Source organism: Palleronia sediminis (assembly GCF_004358695.1).
GTDB classification, from domain to species: Bacteria; Pseudomonadota; Alphaproteobacteria; order Rhodobacterales; family Rhodobacteraceae; genus Palleronia; species Palleronia sediminis.
The window spans coordinates 94,143-109,728 of record NZ_SNAA01000003.1; the positions used below are offsets into that span (position 1 = coordinate 94,143).

A 15,586-nucleotide genomic window follows, 5' to 3' on the forward strand; every position below is an offset into this window, starting at 1 on the left:
ACGGATCGGCCGGGGAAAAGTGGGCCGCGTGACGCGGTGCTTGTCTTTCCCGCCGCCGCGCGCGACCGTGCCGCCCGAAGGAGCGCCCCATGGCCCGCAAGATCGCCTTTTTTGCCGCCGATACCGAAGTCGCCCATGCTGCGCGGGACGAGCTTGCCGCGCTCTACGGCCGGGTCGAGCTGGACGAGGCCGACGTGATCGTGGCGCTGGGCGGCGACGGCCACATGCTGCGCACCCTGCACGAGACCGAGGATCTGCGCGCCCCCGTCTATGGCATGAATTGCGGCACCATCGGTTTCCTGATGAACGAATACCGCACCGAAGACCTGCACGAGCGGCTCGCCGCGGCCGAGCCCGAGCGGATCAACCCCCTGGCCATGCTGGCCTGCAAGATGGACGGCACCGAGGCGCGCCTGCTCGCCATCAACGAGGTGTCGCTCCTGCGGCAGGGACCGCAGGCGGCCAAGCTCAAGATCTCGGTCGACGGTCGCGTGAGGCTCGAGGAACTGGTTTGCGATGGCGCGCTGGTCGCGACCCCCGCCGGATCGACGGCCTACAACTACTCGGCGCATGGGCCGATCCTGCCCATCGGATGCGGCGTCCTGGCGCTCACCGCCATGTCGGCATTTCGGCCCCGCCGCTGGCGCGGCGCGATCCTGCCGCAGAACGTGTCGGTGCGATTTGACGTGAACGAGGCCGACAAGAGGCCGGTCATGGCCGATGCCGACGGGCGGCAGGTGCGCGACGTGGCCTCGGTCATCGTCCGAAGCGAGCCGTCGGTCACGCACACGATCCTGTTCGACCCCGGTCACGGGCTAGAGGAGCGCCTGCTGAACGAGCAATTCGCCTGACCGCGAGCGGGTCAGAGCCGCGGCGCCTCGCCCAGCAGGACGGGGCCGAGATAGATCAGCCCGTTATCGAACGTCAGCGGGATGTCGATGCGATCGCCCCCGCCCGACAGCCCACCAAGCAGCCCCAGCGCGCGCCCTGCGGTTTCGGCCTGGTCAACCGGCAGGACGCCCGCCTCGACCGCGCGGTCGAGCAATGCGCGCCAGTTCCGCACGCTGAGGTCGATGGCGCCCGACAGCCGCCCGTCGGCGCCCACGTCGAGCGCGCCGGTGGCATCGGCGCCGACCTCGCCCCAATCGAGATCGAGCGCGTCGATCCGCAGCCCCTCGATCCCGACCGTGCCCGCGGCGAGGCTGCGCCGGTCGAGCGGTGCGGAAAGCGCGATCTCGGCGTCGAGCCGCAGCCCGTCGATGCGCGCCGCCTCGGCCCCGCCAAGCGCATCGGCAAGGGCGGGCGGCAGGTCGAGATCGTCGACCAGAACCCCGAGATTGACGTGCCGCCCGTCGGGCGCGCCGCCCTCGGGTCCGGAAACGATGCGGGTGGCCACGCGCAACTCGTCGGCGGTCAGCGCGACACCGCCCGAGGTGACGGAAAGCCCCTCGATCACGGCGCTGGAATGGTCGAGCGGCAGCGCCGGCACCGGCCGGAAGGTCGCCGAGGCGCGCGCCCGCTCGGTTTCGATCAGGGCCGCGCCGAACGGCCCCTCGACCCGCTGCTCGGGCGGCAGGGCGACGATCACCTGGTTGGGCCGGTAGCTCAGCGCCATGACCTGAAGAAAGGGCGCCGACCATGTCAGCCCCGTGCGGCTGTCCGTCACCACCGGGTTCTCGGCTATGGTGTCGAAGCGGTTTGGAAAGCCCCGCACCCGCAGGTCCGTCGTTTCGATCCGCAGACCGTTTTCGCGCAGATCGGCCACCCCGTCCTCGACCGCGCCGAGCAGGGCGCGCGAGCCGATGAGCCAATAGGCCGACCAGGCGACGGCCAGGGCCACGATCAGGGCGATCAACCAGCGCATGAGGGGTCTTTCACATGAGGGGCGGGCCTTTCGCCCGGTCAGGATCGGGAATATAGCCCCCGATGTGATTAGACCAGACGACGCCCCCCGCCCGATGTGGGTCTTTGGATATGCCTCGCTGATCTGGAACCCCGAGTTTCCAGTGGCCGAACGGGTCGTTGCCCGGCTCCAGGGATATGCCCGCACCTTTTCCATGCGCTCGATCCATCACCGCGGCACGGCCGAGGCGCCCGGCCTCGTGCTCGCTCTGGACGAGACGCCGGGTGCGGAGTGTTTCGGGCAGGCCCTGCGCGTGGAGGAAGGCCACGAGGTCGCGACGCTCGGGGCGCTGCGCGAGCGCGAACTGGTCTCGTCGGCCTATCTCGAACGCCATCTCGCCGTCGGGCTCGCCGACGGGCGGCGGGTCGAGGCGATCGGCTATGTCGTCGACAAGGCGCATACCCAATATTGCGGGGGGCTGCCGGTCGAGGAACAGGCCCGCATCATCGCGGCGGCGGTCGGGGGGCGGGGGCCCAACGACGAATACCTCCTCAACACCGCCTCGCATCTGGCCGAGATCGGCATCTCGGACCCCGAACTCGACCGTCTGGCTGCCTTGGTGGACACAATGCGGCGAAATCGGGGCTGACGGCCTTTCGCGGGCGGCGCCGGGGAAATAGAGTGCCGCGAACGCTTCGACAGGAAAATCCATGCGCGCGAGGCCCGAGCGAGCGGCGCAGCCGATATTCTCGCAACCTTTCCGACAGATCGCGGCCATGGTCTGCGTTCTGGTTCTGGTCGCGCTGGGCACTTATGTCGCCCTGCCCAGCGTCATGCCCGTGGTCGAGGCGAACCCCTGGCTGAACGGTTTCATCGGGCTGGTATTCCTTTGCGGCGTGCTGGCCTGTTTCCTGCAAGGCTTTCAGTTGATCCAGTCGGTCCACTGGATCGAGGGGTTCGTGAACGACGCGGAAACGCACGAGTTCTCGCGCGCGCCCCGGTTGCTCGCGCCGCTTGCCGCGCTGTTGCGGTCGCGGGGCCGGGCGATGCAGCTCAACTCGACCTCGTCGCGCTCCATCCTCGATTCGGTCGCGACCCGCATCGAGGAAGCGCGCGACATCACGCGATACCTTGTCAATCTGCTGATCTTCCTCGGGCTTCTGGGCACGTTCTACGGGCTGGCGACGACCGTTCCGGCCATTGTCGATACCATCCGCAGCCTCGCCCCCGTCGAGGGCGAGGACGGGATGGCGATCTTCGGGCGGCTGATGGACGGGCTCGAACGCCAGCTCGGCGGCATGGGCGTGGCGTTCGGCTCGTCCTTGCTGGGTCTCGCCGGGTCGCTGGTCGTGGGGCTGCTCGAACTCTTTGCGAGCCACGGGCAGAACCGGTTCTACCGCGAGCTCGAGGAATGGCTGAGCTCGATCACGCGGATCGGGTTCGCCGGGGGCGAGACCGAAGCGGCGGGCGAACAGGGCGCGGCGGTCGCGGTGATGGAGCATATCGCCGGCCAGATGGACCGGTTGCAGGACATGTTCGCCGAAAGCGATGCCGCGCGGGCCGGTGTCGACGGGCGGCTGGCCGAGCTTACCGCGGGGCTGCACCGGCTGGTCGACCGGCTCGAGGGGGAAACCTCGCTGGCCGAGACGATGGCGCGCGTGGCCGACGGGCAGGCCGAGCTGATCGACAGCCTCCGCGAGGCGGCGGGCGCGGCGGGCGGCGGGCTCGACGCCGAAAGCCGGATGCGGCTTCGTTCGATCGACGTGCAGCTCTTGCGGATCTCCGAGGATATCGCGTCGGGCCGTCACGAGGCCACGGCCGAGCTGCGCGCCGATCTCCGCCAGATCCTGCGCGCCCTGAGCCGCGGCGGCCCGCCGGTGGACCTGGTGGAGAGAAGGGGCTGACCCGATGGCGCTGACGCGACGGGGGGGACGGCTGGCGGCCAATATCTGGCCGGGATTCGTCGATGCGGTGACGTCGCTGCTGATGGTGATGATCTTCGTGCTGACGATCTTCATGGTCGTGCAATTCGTCCTGCGCGAAGAGATCTCGGGGCAGGAGAGCGAGCTCGACCGGTTGACGGGCGAGGTCGCCGGGCTGACCCAGATGCTGGGTCTTGCCAATACGCGCGCCGCCACGCTCGAGACGGAGCGCGACGCGCTGCGCGACGCGGCGGGCGCGCGCGAGGCGCTGATCGACCGGCTGCGCAGCGAGACCGAGGCGCAGCAGGGCCGCATTGCCAGTTTCGAGGAACAGGTCGCGTCGCTTTTGTCGGATCGCGAGGCCAATCTGGGCCGTATCGCGGAACTCGAGGGCGAGACGACCGAACTCATCGACCGGCAGGAGGCCTTGAACCTCGCGCTGGCGCAGGCCCGTGACGAGATCGACGCCGGTGCCGAAACCGCCCGTCTGGCTGCCGCGCGTGCCGACGCGCTCGAGGCGCTGGCCGAAGAGCTGCGCGCCCGCGTGGCCGAAGGCGAGGCCACCGCCGCCACCTTGACCGCGCGGGTCGAAACGCTCGATGCCGAGCTGAGCGATGCCGAAGCCGCGCGTTTGGCCGAGGCCGCCGCCGCCGAGGCGCTGCGCGCGCGGCTCGAGGCCTCGGATGCCGAATTGACGGCGATGTCGCTCGCGCTCGAGGAACAGCGGCGCGACGCCGAGGATACGCTGACGCTTTTGGCGGCGGCGCAGGCGGCCGAGGAGGATCTGACCGCGCGTCTTGTCGCCGCGTTCCTCGCGCAGGAGGCCACATCCGAGGATCTCGCGCGGCTGGCCGATGCGCGCGAGGCGCTGGCCCGCGATCTCGACGCCGAACGCGCGGCGCGGGTCGATGCCGAGGCAGAGGCGGCGGGGCAGGCGGATGCGCTGGCGGCCGCCGAGGCCGCGCGGAGCGAGGCCGCCGCGGCGCGGGACCGGACTCAGGCACTCTTGACGGCGGCGTTGAGCCGGGCCGAGGACGCCGATGCCGAGCTTGCGGCCACGGCCGCCGCCCTGCGTGCCGCCGAAGCCGCGCGTGCGGGGTTCGAGGGCGATCTCGAGACCCTGCGGGCCGAGCTTGCCGCCACCGAGGCGCGGGTTGCCGAGCTGCGCGCGGCGGCCGGACGCGAGGCCGACGAACGCGACCGCCTGTCCGCCGCGCTCGAGGCCGCACGCGCCGAGGCCGCCGCGCAGCAGGCCGTGGCCGAAGAGACCGCGACCGACTTGCGCGCCCAGCTCGAAGAGGCGCTGGCGCTGCAACTGGCCGCCCGGTCGCAGGCGCAGGAGCAGATGACCCGGTCCGAGCGGCAGGCGACGCTTCTTGCGACGGCGCGCAAGGAACTGGGCGAGCAGGAAGCCCAGAGCGCCGAGGCGCAGCGGCAGGTTGCGGCGCTGAACGAACAGGTCGCCACCCTGCGGCAGGAGGTCGGCAAGCTGCAAAGCCTGCTCAACCTCGCCAATGACGACATCGCCGAGCAGGACACCCAGATCGAGTCGCTGGGGCAGGACCTCAACGCGGCGCTGGCCCGCGTGGCGATGGAGGAACGCGCGCGGGCCGAGCTCGAGGCCGCCGAACGCCAGCGGCTCGAGCGTTACCAATCCGAGTTCTTCGGCCGCCTGCGCGATCTGCTGGGCGACCGGGAGGGGGTGCGGATCGTGGGCGACCGCTTCGTCTTCGACAGCGAGGTGTTGTTCCCCTCGGGATCGGCCGACCTGTCGGCGCCGGGGCGCGAGCAGATCGCGCGGGTCGCGCGGTTGCTCCAGGATATCTCGAGCGAGATCCCCGAAGGGATCGACTGGGTCGTGCGCGTCGATGGCCATACCGACAACGTGCCCGTCGGGCTGAACGCCGAGTTTGCCGACAACTGGGAGCTGAGCCAGGCCCGCGCCCTGTCGGTCGTGCAGTTCATGAACAACAGCCTCGGGTTCCCGGCCGAGCGGCTGGCCCCCACCGGGTTCGGAGAGTTCCAGCCCGTCGACACCGCCAACACGCCCGAGGCCCGCGCGCGCAATCGCCGGATCGAGCTGAAACTGACCGAGCGCTAGGGCGTCATTCGACGGTCACGCTGACGCGCCGCGCGTCTATCTCGGCGCCGTCACGGCTGAGCGAGACCTGCCCTTCGTACCGGCCGCGCGGCAGGCCGCTCGCCGGGGCGCGGCGCCCGACGGCGCGGAAAAGTTGGGGCTGGGATTTCTCGATCGTCTGCGTCTCGGACAGGGCGAACCCCTCTGGCCCCTCGATGCGCAGCGCCATCTCGTCGCCCTCCCGCCCGCCGAACGCATATCCCCAGACGACCAGCGCCGGGGCATCGGCGGCTATGGGCGCGATGGCGGCGGTGCCGGCCTCGACCTCGTCGAACTCGGGCAGGCCGTCGTGGAACCCCGCGGCGATCAGCCCGCCGGGCGCATAGTCCGGCGCCACCCGCCAGAGCGTGCCGGCCCCGGTGCCGCATTCGTCGGTGCCGGGGGCAAAAGGGTCGACGGTTTCGCCGTCATGGCGCACCGAAAGATGGACATGGGGGTAGGTGGTCGCGCCCGACAGGCCGACGCGGCCCAGCCGGTCGCCCCGTTCGACGGTATCGCCCGCCGCCACGGCGAGGCTGTCGCGCATCAGGTGGCAATACTGGGTTTCCCAGCCCGCACCGTGGTCGATCACCAGCCCGTTGCCGCAGTCGCGCCCGTCCAGAGGCCGCGCCTCGGGATCGTCGAGCGCGATATCCGCCATGCCGTCGCGCACACCCGTCACCACGCCAGGCGCGGCCGCGACGACATCGACACCGGCCGTCATCGCTGCCAGCGAGGGCAGGGCGAAATCGGTGCCCTTGTGCCCGTCATTGGCCAGCGGCCCGCAGGTGAAGTCCCGCGCGCCCGCGCCGGGGTCGCGGTCGACATATTGCTGTATATAGCACACCGCCCCCAAATCGCAGTCGAGGGGCGGTGTCAGTTCGGGCGGCGCGGCCGAAACCGGCGCCGCCGCGAGGGCGGCCGCAATAGCGGCAGCGCCCCGCATGGACGATCAGTCCGCGGTCAGCAGGGGCGGGCGGCGCGAGCCGAGCCGCCGCGTCTCGGGCGGGTCGATCTGGAGATCGAGCTTGCCGTCCTTGACCGTCACGCGCACGACACCGCCCTTGGCGAGCTTGCCGAACAGGAGCTCCTCGGCGAGGGGCTTCTTGATGTGCTCCTGGATCACGCGGCCGAGGGGCCGGGCGCCCATCTTGTCGTCATAGCCCTTGTCGGCGAGCCACGCGGCCGCCTCGTCGGTCAGCTCGATGGTCACGTTGCGATCCATGAGCTGCGCCTCGAGCTGGAGGACGAACTTTTCGACGACCCGCAGGATGACCTCCTTGGGGAGTGAGCCGAAGCTGATGACCGCGTCCAGACGGTTGCGGAACTCGGGCGTGAAGGTCCGCTCGATCGCGGCGGTATCCTCGCCCTCGCGCTTGTCGCGGCCAAAGCCGATGGCCTCGCGCGCCATGTCGGCCGCCCCCGCGTTCGAGGTCATGATGAGGATCACGTTGCGGAAATCGACCGACCGTCCGTTATGGTCGGTGAGCTTTCCGTGATCCATGACCTGCAGCAGGATGTTGAACACGTCCGGGTGCGCCTTTTCGATCTCGTCGAGCAGCAGCACGCAATGCGGATGCTGGTCGACCCCATCGGTCAGCATCCCGCCCTGATCGAACCCGACATAGCCCGGAGGCGCGCCGATGAGACGGCTGACGGCGTGTTTCTCCATGTATTCCGACATGTCGAACCGCAGCAGTTCCACCCCGAGCGTATCGGCGAGCTGGTTGGCCACCTCGGTCTTGCCGACGCCCGTGGGCCCCGCGAAGAGGTAGTTGCCGATGGGTTTCTCGGGCTCGCGCAGGCCGGCGCGGGCCAGCTTGATCGACGAGGCGAGCGCGCTGATGGCGGCATCCTGGCCAAAGACCACGCGCTTGAGCGTCGCCTCGAGATCCTTGAGCACCGCGGCATCGTCCTTGGACACCGATTTCGGCGGGATGCGGGCGATCTTGGCGACCACGGCCTCGATCTCCTTGGTGCCGATGGTCTTGCGCCGCTTGCTTTCCGCGACCAGGTGCTGCGCCGCGCCGGCCTCGTCGATGACGTCGATGGCCTTGTCGGGCAGCTTGCGGTCGTTGATGTAGCGCGCCGAAAGCTCGACCGCCGTCTTGATCGCGTCCTGCGTATAGCGGATGTCGTGGTGATCCTCGAAATAGGGCTTGAGGCCCAGCAGGATCTTGACGCTGTCCTCGACCGTCGGCTCGTTCACGTCGATCTTCTGGAAGCGCCGCGACAGAGCGCGGTCCTTTTCGAAATGCTGGCGGAACTCCTTGTAGGTGGTCGAGCCCATGCAGCGCAGCTTGCCGCCCTGAAGGGCCGGCTTGAGCAGGTTCGACGCGTCCATCGCGCCGCCCGAGGTGGCGCCCGCGCCGATCACCGTGTGGATCTCGTCGATGAAGAGAACGGCGTTCTCGTGCTCTTCCATTTCCTGCATGACGGCCTTGAGCCGTTCCTCGAAATCGCCGCGATACCGCGTTCCGGCCAGAAGCGCGCCCATGTCGAGCGAATAGATGGTCGTGCCGGCCAGCACGTCGGGGGTCTGGCCCTCGACGATCTTCTTGGCGAGCCCTTCGGCGATGGCGGTCTTGCCCACGCCCGGATCGCCCACCAGCAGCGGGTTGTTCTTGCGGCGGCGGCACAGCACCTGGATGCAGCGCTCCACCTCGTGCTCGCGGCCGATCAGCGGGTCGACATCGCCCTTGATCGACTTGGCGTTCAGATCGACGCAATATTTCGACAGGGCCGATTCCTTGCCGTCGCCTTCCTCGACCTGGGCGGTGAAATCCTCGGATTCGGGGTCGGAGGTGCCGGCGACGGGCCGTCCTTCGCTGCGGGCGGGGTTCTTGGCCACGCCATGCGCGATGAAGTTGACGGCGTCATAACGGGTCATGTCCTGCTCCTGCAGGAAATAGGCCGCATTGGATTCGCGCTCGGCAAAGATGGCAACCAGCACATTGGCGCCCGTCACCTCGTTGCGGCCCGAGCTCTGGACATGGATGGCGGCGCGCTGGATCACGCGCTGGAACGCGGCCGTGGGCACCGCCTCGGAGCCCTCGACCTCGGTGATGAGGGTCGACAGGTCGTCGTCGATGAAGTCGACCAGCGTCTGCTTGAGTTCCTGGAGATCGACCGAGCACGCATCCATCACGCGTGCCGCGTCGGGTTCGTCCGTCAGCGCGAGCAGCAGATGCTCGAGCGTCGCGAGTTCGTGCCGGCGTGAGTTGGCAAGCGCCAACGCGGCATGGATGGCCTGCTCGAGCGAAGTGGAGAATGACGGCACGGGCGTGCTCCTTTCGTTTGGCCGGCGCCGCCCCGAGGGGCGTCCGACCGTGGCCTCCTATGAATGAAGGTTGGTCGAGACATGACCTGCTTCAAGCAATTTCTTGGCGCGGGCAGTCACATTTCGCGTGACTGAACCTCCTGTGCCGATCCGATGGCCGTTCTGGCGGGCGTTTCAGAAACGATCCTTGCGCGACCGGATCTCGGCAAAGACCTCGGCATCGGCAGCGCCCGTCATAGATATGGCCCGCTTTACCTCGTGCAAGTGGGCGCGCAGGAACGGGTTCGTCGCCTTTTCCTCGGCCAGCGACGAGGGCACCGTGGCGCGATCTTGGTCGCGCGCGCGCTCGACCTCGGCGGCGCGACGTTTCAGCGCGGCGTTGTCGGGCTCGATCGTCAGGGCGAAACGCGCATTGGTCAGCGTGTATTCGTGACCCGAATATACTGTGGTGTCGTCGGGCAGGGCGGCCAGCTTGCCGAGCGACGTCCACATCATCTCGGGCGTGCCCTCGAACACCCGCCCGCAGCCGAGCGCCATCAGACTGTCGGCGGTAAAGACCGCGCGGGCATCGGGCAGGTGGATCGCGATATGGCCGACCGTGTGCCCCGAGACGTCGATGACCCGCGCCTCGAGGCCCAGAATGTCGAACGTGTCGCCCTCCTCGACCCCGAGATCGAGCGGCGGCAGGCGGTGGGCGTCGGCGCTGGCGCCGATCACGCGCAGCGTCGGAAAGGCGTCGCGCAGCCCGTCCAGCCCCTCGACATGGTCGGCATGATGATGGGTCAGCACGACATGCCCGAGATCGAGCCCCCGCGCGGTCAGCACATCGAGAATCGGCCGCGCCTCGGGGGCGTCGACCAGGACCGCGCGCGACCCGTCATGGATGACGAAGGCGTAATTGTCGCTGCGGCACGGCACGGTGACGATCTCGATGGGCATTTGCAATTCTCCTCGTTCCGTTATGGTCTCAGGCTCGGACGATAAGCCGCCGCGGCGGCCGGGCAACGCGATTGGCGCCTCATGCATCTGGATGTGCACGACCTGCGCAACTTCTATTACCGCACGCGGCTTGGCCGCGCGGCGCAAAAGGCGGTGCGCGACCAGATGCTGCGGTTCTGGCCCCGCGCCGAGGGCGAGACCGTCGCGGGGTTCGGCTTTGCCGTGCCGCTCATGCGCCCCTATCTCGATCACGCGCGGCGCGTCGTGGTGCTCATGCCCGGCCCGCAGGGCGTCATGCGCTGGCCGCCCGGTCGGCCGAACGTGGTCACGCTTTGCGAAGAGACGCTCTGGCCCCTGCGCGACGAACAGGCCGACAAGCTGGTGGTGATGCACGGGCTCGAGGTGTCGGAGAACGCGGCCGGCGTTCTGGGCGAGGCGTATCGCGTCCTCAAGCCCGAGGGCCGCGCGCTGTTCATCGTGCCCAACCGCGCGGGGCTGTGGTCGCGCAACGACCTCACGCCCTTCGGGTTCGGCCGGCCGTTCAGCCTCGGCCAGCTCGAGGCGCAGATCGCCTCACACGACTTCAAGCCCTGCAACCACGCGGCCGCGCTGTTCCAGCCCCCCAGCGAGCGGCCGTTCTGGATGCGCGCGGGCGGGCTGCTCGAACGGGCGGGCCGCAACATCACCGGCCGTTTCGCCGGCGGCGTGCTGATGGTCGAGGCGACCAAGCAGGTCCCCGCGCGCTTCAACGGGTCGCGGGTTTCGGCGCGGCGGCCCTTGCGGATGCTCGAAGGCATCGGGGCACCGGCGCCCGGACGCGCCCGCGACAGTGCCCCCGGACCGTCGCAGAGCCGTCCCTAGACGGTTGCCGCCCCCGGATTGACCTGCTAGATCAGCCGCGAAATCGACGAATGCCCCGTTTCGGGGGCCCCAAACAATCATGCTCTCGCGCGTGCCTCCGGGCGCCGTGTCGGGGTGTGCCGAACATCGAAAGGGTGGACGTGTCCGAACCGGCTTCGATCTCATCTGGCATAGCCGAACGCTATGCCACCGCCATCTTCGAACTCGCCAAGGAAGACAACGAGCTGCCTAAGGTCCGGGGGGATATCGACGCCCTCGCTTCGGCGCTGAACGTGTCCGAGGATTTCCGCGACCTCATCCATTCCCCGATCTACGGCCGCGACCAGCAGCAGGCCGCCGTCGGCGCCATCGCGGACAAGATGGGGCTGGCCGCGATCACCGGCAACACGCTGCGCGTGATGGCGGCGAAACGGCGCCTGTTCGTGCTGCCCGCCATGATCGTCCAGCTTCGCGAGATGATCGCCCGCGAGAACGGCGAGATCACCGCCGACGTCACCGCGGCGACCGAACTCAGCGACGACCAGCGCAGCCGCCTGGCCGAGACGCTGAAGAAATCCATTGGCCGCGAGGTCAATATCAACCTGTCCGTCGACGAGAGCCTTATCGGCGGTCTCGTCGTCAAGGTCGGCTCGAAGATGATCGACACGTCGATCCGCTCCAGGCTCGACGCACTCCAGAATTCCATGAAAGAGGTCGGATAATGGGCATCCAAGCTTCCGAGATTTCTGCGATCCTCAAGGAGCAGATCAAGAATTTCGGCCAGGAGGCCGAGGTGGCCGAGGTTGGCCGCGTCCTGTCCGTGGGTGACGGCATCGCGCGCGTTCACGGGCTGGACAACGTCCAGGCCGGCGAGATGGTCGAGTTTCCGGGCGGCATCCAGGGCATGGCCCTGAACCTCGAAACCGACAATGTCGGCGTCGTGATCTTCGGCTCCGACCGCGAGATCAAGGAAGGCGACACCGTCAAGCGCACGAACTCGATCGTGGACGTGCCGGTGGGCGACGGGCTGCTGGGCCGCGTCGTGGACGGCCTGGGCAACCCGCTCGACGGCAAGGGCGACCTCGGCGCGACCGAGCGTCGCGTGGCCGACGTCAAGGCGCCCGGCATCATGCCGCGCAAGTCGGTGCACGAGCCGATGGCCACCGGCCTGAAGGCCATCGACGCGATGATCCCGATCGGCCGCGGGCAGCGCGAACTCATCATCGGCGACCGCCAGACCGGCAAGACCGCCGTGGCGCTCGACACGATCCTGAACCAGAAAAGCTATAACGACGCCGCCGGCGACGACGAAAGCAAGAAGCTCTACTGCATCTACGTCGCCATCGGCCAGAAGCGGTCGACCGTGGCCCAGCTCGTGCAGCGTCTCGAGCAGACCGGCGCCATCGAATATACCACCATCGTGTCGGCTACCGCCTCGGACCCCGCGCCGATGCAGTATCTCGCGCCCTATTGCGCGACCGCGATGGCCGAGTATTTCCGCGACAACGGCCGTCATGCGCTGATCGTCTACGACGACCTCTCCAAGCAGGCGGTCGCCTATCGCCAGATGTCGCTGCTGCTGCGCCGCCCGCCCGGCCGCGAAGCCTATCCCGGCGACGTGTTCTACCTGCACTCACGCCTGCTCGAGCGTTCGGCCAAGCTGGGCGACGACTACGGCAACGGCTCGCTGACGGCGCTGCCGATCATCGAGACGCAGGGCGGCGACGTGTCGGCCTTTATTCCGACCAACGTGATCTCGATCACCGACGGCCAGATCTTCCTCGAGACGGACCTGTTCTACCAGGGCATCCGCCCCGCGGTGAACACCGGCCTGTCGGTGTCGCGGGTGGGATCGTCGGCGCAGACCAACGCGATGAAATCGGTGGCCGGCCCCGTCAAGCTCGAGCTGGCGCAGTATCGCGAGATGGCGGCTTTTGCGCAGTTCGGCTCGGATCTCGACGCGGCGACCCAGCGTCAGCTCAACCGGGGCGCCCGCCTCACCGAGCTGATGAAGCAGCCGCAATACTCGCCGCTTACGAATGCCGAGATCGTCTGCGTGATCTATGCCGGCACCGAAGGGTTCCTCGACAACATCCCGGTCGATGCCGTGGGCCGTTTCGAGGAGGGGCTGCTGACCCATATGCGCACCAAGCGTCGCGACATCCTGGACTGGCTGACCAACGAAGACCCCAAGATCAAGGGCGACGCGGCCGACAAGCTGAAATCCGCGATCTCCGAATTCGCGACGGATTTCGCCTGAGTGGACGTGGCCGAAAGGATAAGCTGGCATGCCTAGCCTGAAGGACCTCAAGACACGGATCTCGTCGGTCAAGTCGACCCGCAAGATCACGAAGGCCATGCAGATGGTGGCCGCCGCAAAACTGCGGCGCGCCCAGGAAGCTGCCGAGAACGCGCGCCCCTATGCGCGGCAGTTCAACGCGGTGATGGGACAGCTTGCCGCGAGCGTCGGCCAGAACGAGGGCGGCCCCCGCCTTCTGACCGGAACCGGTCAGGACCAGACCTATCTGCTGGTGGTGATGACCGCCGAAAAGGGGCTCTGCGGCGGGTTCAACACCAATATCGCCAAGCTTGCGGCGACCCGCATCCGGTCGCTGCAATCCGAGGGCAAGACCGTCAAGATCCTCACCGTCGGCAAGAAGGGCCGCGACGTCCTGCGGCGCAGCTATTCGGACCTGATGGTGGGTCATGTCGACCTGACCCAGGTCAAGCGCATCGGCTATGGCGACGCGCAGGGGATCGCGCAGGACGTGCTCAAGCGGTTCGACGAGGGCGAGTTCGACGTGGCGCTGATGTATTACGGCGAATTCGAGAACACGATGACCCAGACCCCGCGGGAACAGCAGATCGTTCCGGCGTCGTTCGACAAGGGCGATGCGCCCGACAAGGGCGAGGTCTACGATTACGAGCCGGGCGAGGCCGAAATCCTGACCGAGCTTCTGCCGCGCGGCGTGTCGACGCAGGTCTTTGCTGCGCTGCTCGAGAACGCGGCGTCGGAACAGGGCGCGCGCATGACCGCGATGGACAACGCCACGCGCAATGCCGACGACATGGTCGAGGACCTCAACCGCGAATACAACCGCACCCGCCAGGCGGTCATCACCAACGAGCTGATCGAAATCATCTCGGGCGCCGAGGCGCTCTGACGTAACCGGAGAGACGATATGGCAAATGCCAAAGGCAAAGTGACGCAGGTCATCGGTGCCGTGGTCGACGTGCAGTTCGACGGCCACCTGCCCCAGATCCTGAACGCGCTCGAGACGGAAAACAACGGCCGCCGCCTGGTGCTCGAGGTGGCGCAGCACCTCGGCGAGTCGACCGTGCGGACCATCGCCATGGACGGGACCGAGGGCCTCGTGCGCGGCGCGCCCGTGACGGATACCGGCGGGCCGATCATGATGCCGGTGGGCGACGCGACCCTCGGCCGGATCCTCAACGTCATCGGCGAACCGGTGGACGAGGGCGAGCCGGTCAAGACCGAGCAGTACCGCGCGATCCACCAGCCCGCCCCCGAATTCGCCGAGCAGTCGACGAGCTCGGAAATCCTGGTGACGGGGATCAAGGTCATTGACCTGCTGGCCCCCTATTCCAAGGGCGGCAAGATCGGCCTGTTCGGCGGTGCCGGCGTGGGCAAGACCGTGCTGATCATGGAGCTCATCAACAACATCGCCAAGGTGCACTCGGGCTATTCGGTGTTCGCCGGCGTGGGCGAGCGGACGCGCGAGGGCAACGACCTCTATCACGAGATGATCGAGTCGAACGTCATCAAGCCCGACAACCTCAGCGAAAGTCAGGTGGCGCTGGTTTATGGCCAGATGAACGAGCCGCCGGGCGCGCGGATGCGCGTCGCGCTGTCGGGCCTGACGCTGGCCGAGCAGTTCCGCGACCAGTCCGGTACCGACGTACTGTTCTTCGTCGACAACATCTTCCGCTTCACGCAGGCGGGCTCCGAGGTGTCGGCGCTTCTGGGCCGTATTCCTTCGGCGGTCGGCTACCAGCCGACGCTGGCCACCGACATGGGCGCCATGCAGGAGCGGATCACCTCGACCAAGTCGGGCTCGATCACCTCGATCCAGGCCGTCTACGTGCCCGCGGACGACCTGACCGACCCCGCGCCGGCCACGACCTTTGCGCACCTCGACGCGACCACGGTTCTCAACCGCGCGATCTCCGAGCTGGGGATCTATCCGGCGGTGGACCCGCTCGACTCTACCTCGCGCCTGCTCGATCCCGCCGTCATCGGCGAGGAGCATTACCAGGTCGCGCGCGACGTGCAGGGTATCCTCCAGCGCTACAAGTCGCTGCAGGACATCATCGCCATTCTGGGGATGGACGAGCTCTCCGAAGAGGACAAGCTGACCGTGGCCCGCGCCCGCAAGATCCAGCGGTTCCTGTCGCAGCCCTTCGACGTGGCCAAGGTCTTTACCGGGTCGGACGGCGTGCAGGTTCCGATCGAGGACACGATCTCGTCCTTCAAGGCCGTCGTCGCGGGTGAATACGACCACCTGCCCGAAGGTGCCTTCTACATGGTGGGCGGCATCGAGGACGTTAAGGCCAAGGCCGAAAAGATGTCGGCCAGCGCCTGATTTTGACCTGATGGGGGTCGCCTCGCGCGGCCCCCGAAC

General features: G+C 68.1%; 13 protein-coding genes. 9 read left to right on the top strand and 4 right to left on the bottom strand.

Features of this window, described 5'->3' with window-relative positions; translation table 11 throughout:
* The first annotated feature begins 89 nt into the window (after positions 1–89).
* The gene (locus tag E2L08_RS04130; protein ID WP_133395798.1) at positions 90–851 is read left to right on the top strand and encodes an NAD kinase; all 762 of its coding nucleotides are present in this window, start codon (positions 90–92) and stop codon (positions 849–851) included.
* Positions 852–862: 11 nt separating this feature from the next.
* Here the strand turns inward: E2L08_RS04130 and E2L08_RS04135 are convergent, their stop codons facing one another.
* A complete protein-coding gene (locus E2L08_RS04135; protein ID WP_168771044.1) occupies positions 863–1,864 on the bottom strand; it encodes a DUF2125 domain-containing protein in 1,002 nt (333 codons plus the stop codon).
* 94 nt (positions 1,865–1,958) lie between these two features.
* On the opposite strand from E2L08_RS04135, the gene E2L08_RS04140 reads away from it, so the two are divergent.
* The 3 genes from E2L08_RS04140 (at position 1,959) to E2L08_RS04150 (ending at position 5,866) form a co-directional block, all read left to right on the top strand.
* The gene (locus tag E2L08_RS04140) at positions 1,959–2,492 is read left to right on the top strand and encodes a gamma-glutamylcyclotransferase (protein WP_133395800.1); all 534 of its coding nucleotides are present in this window, start codon (positions 1,959–1,961) and stop codon (positions 2,490–2,492) included.
* Positions 2,493–2,553: 61 nt separating this feature from the next.
* Entirely contained in the window at positions 2,554–3,747 is a 1,194-nt protein-coding gene (locus E2L08_RS04145) for a biopolymer transporter ExbB (protein WP_133395801.1), read from the top strand.
* 4 nt (positions 3,748–3,751) lie between these two features.
* A complete protein-coding gene (locus E2L08_RS04150) occupies positions 3,752–5,866 on the top strand; it encodes a peptidoglycan -binding protein (RefSeq protein WP_133395802.1) in 2,115 nt (704 codons plus the stop codon).
* Between the two features lie 4 nt (positions 5,867–5,870).
* Here the strand turns inward: E2L08_RS04150 and E2L08_RS04155 are convergent, their stop codons facing one another.
* The 3 genes from E2L08_RS04155 to gloB form a co-directional block, all read right to left on the bottom strand.
* Complete coding sequence (locus E2L08_RS04155; protein WP_133395803.1) at positions 5,871–6,830, bottom strand: M23 family metallopeptidase; 960 nt, start codon at positions 6,828–6,830, stop codon at positions 5,871–5,873.
* 6 nt (positions 6,831–6,836) lie between these two features.
* A complete protein-coding gene (gene clpA, locus E2L08_RS04160; protein ID WP_133395804.1) occupies positions 6,837–9,164 on the bottom strand; it encodes an ATP-dependent Clp protease ATP-binding subunit ClpA in 2,328 nt (775 codons plus the stop codon).
* A gap of 174 nt (positions 9,165–9,338) precedes the next feature.
* Positions 9,339–10,103 (bottom strand): hydroxyacylglutathione hydrolase, encoded by a 765-nt coding sequence (gloB, locus tag E2L08_RS04165; RefSeq protein ID WP_133395805.1) that lies wholly within the window; start codon positions 10,101–10,103, stop codon positions 9,339–9,341.
* An 81-nt stretch (positions 10,104–10,184) separates the two neighbouring features.
* On the opposite strand from gloB, the gene E2L08_RS04170 reads away from it, so the two are divergent.
* The 5 genes from E2L08_RS04170 (at position 10,185) to atpD (ending at position 15,547) form a co-directional block, all read left to right on the top strand.
* Complete coding sequence (locus tag E2L08_RS04170) at positions 10,185–10,964, top strand: class I SAM-dependent methyltransferase (protein WP_133395806.1); 780 nt, start codon at positions 10,185–10,187, stop codon at positions 10,962–10,964.
* Positions 10,965–11,098: 134 nt separating this feature from the next.
* On the top strand, positions 11,099–11,665 hold the full coding sequence (locus E2L08_RS04175) for a F0F1 ATP synthase subunit delta (protein WP_133395945.1): 567 nt from the start codon (positions 11,099–11,101) through the stop codon (positions 11,663–11,665).
* Positions 11,665–13,203 carry a F0F1 ATP synthase subunit alpha gene (atpA, locus tag E2L08_RS04180; protein WP_133395807.1) on the top strand — a complete coding sequence of 513 codons (1,539 nt, stop codon included), beginning with the start codon at positions 11,665–11,667 and terminating at the stop codon, positions 13,201–13,203. The genes E2L08_RS04175 and atpA overlap by 1 nt, the downstream gene beginning before the upstream one ends.
* A gap of 28 nt (positions 13,204–13,231) precedes the next feature.
* The gene (locus E2L08_RS04185) at positions 13,232–14,107 is read left to right on the top strand and encodes a F0F1 ATP synthase subunit gamma (RefSeq protein WP_133395808.1); all 876 of its coding nucleotides are present in this window, start codon (positions 13,232–13,234) and stop codon (positions 14,105–14,107) included.
* A gap of 18 nt (positions 14,108–14,125) precedes the next feature.
* A complete protein-coding gene (gene atpD / locus E2L08_RS04190; RefSeq protein WP_133395809.1) occupies positions 14,126–15,547 on the top strand; it encodes a F0F1 ATP synthase subunit beta in 1,422 nt (473 codons plus the stop codon).
* Positions 15,548–15,586 lie beyond the last annotated feature (39 nt).

Excerpts from the sequence above, each read along its gene's own strand:
- E2L08_RS04185 (WP_133395808.1), top strand. The coding sequence starts at position 13,232 with ATGCCTAGCCTGAAGGACCTCAAGACACGGATCTCGTCGGTCAAGTCG.
- atpD (WP_133395809.1), top strand. The coding sequence starts at position 14,126 with ATGGCAAATGCCAAAGGCAAAGTGACGCAGGTCATCGGTGCCGTGGTC.
- E2L08_RS04170 (WP_133395806.1), top strand. The coding sequence starts at position 10,185 with ATGCATCTGGATGTGCACGACCTGCGCAACTTCTATTACCGCACGCGG.
- gloB (WP_133395805.1), bottom strand. The coding sequence starts at position 10,103 with ATGCCCATCGAGATCGTCACCGTGCCGTGCCGCAGCGACAATTACGCC.
- atpA (WP_133395807.1), top strand. The coding sequence starts at position 11,665 with ATGGGCATCCAAGCTTCCGAGATTTCTGCGATCCTCAAGGAGCAGATC.
- E2L08_RS04130 (WP_133395798.1), top strand. The coding sequence starts at position 90 with ATGGCCCGCAAGATCGCCTTTTTTGCCGCCGATACCGAAGTCGCCCAT.
- E2L08_RS04140 (WP_133395800.1), top strand. The coding sequence starts at position 1,959 with ATGTGGGTCTTTGGATATGCCTCGCTGATCTGGAACCCCGAGTTTCCA.
- E2L08_RS04135 (WP_168771044.1), bottom strand. The coding sequence starts at position 1,864 with ATGCGCTGGTTGATCGCCCTGATCGTGGCCCTGGCCGTCGCCTGGTCG.
- E2L08_RS04155 (WP_133395803.1), bottom strand. The coding sequence starts at position 6,830 with ATGCGGGGCGCTGCCGCTATTGCGGCCGCCCTCGCGGCGGCGCCGGTT.
- E2L08_RS04145 (WP_133395801.1), top strand. The coding sequence starts at position 2,554 with ATGCGCGCGAGGCCCGAGCGAGCGGCGCAGCCGATATTCTCGCAACCT.
- E2L08_RS04150 (WP_133395802.1), top strand. The coding sequence starts at position 3,752 with ATGGCGCTGACGCGACGGGGGGGACGGCTGGCGGCCAATATCTGGCCG.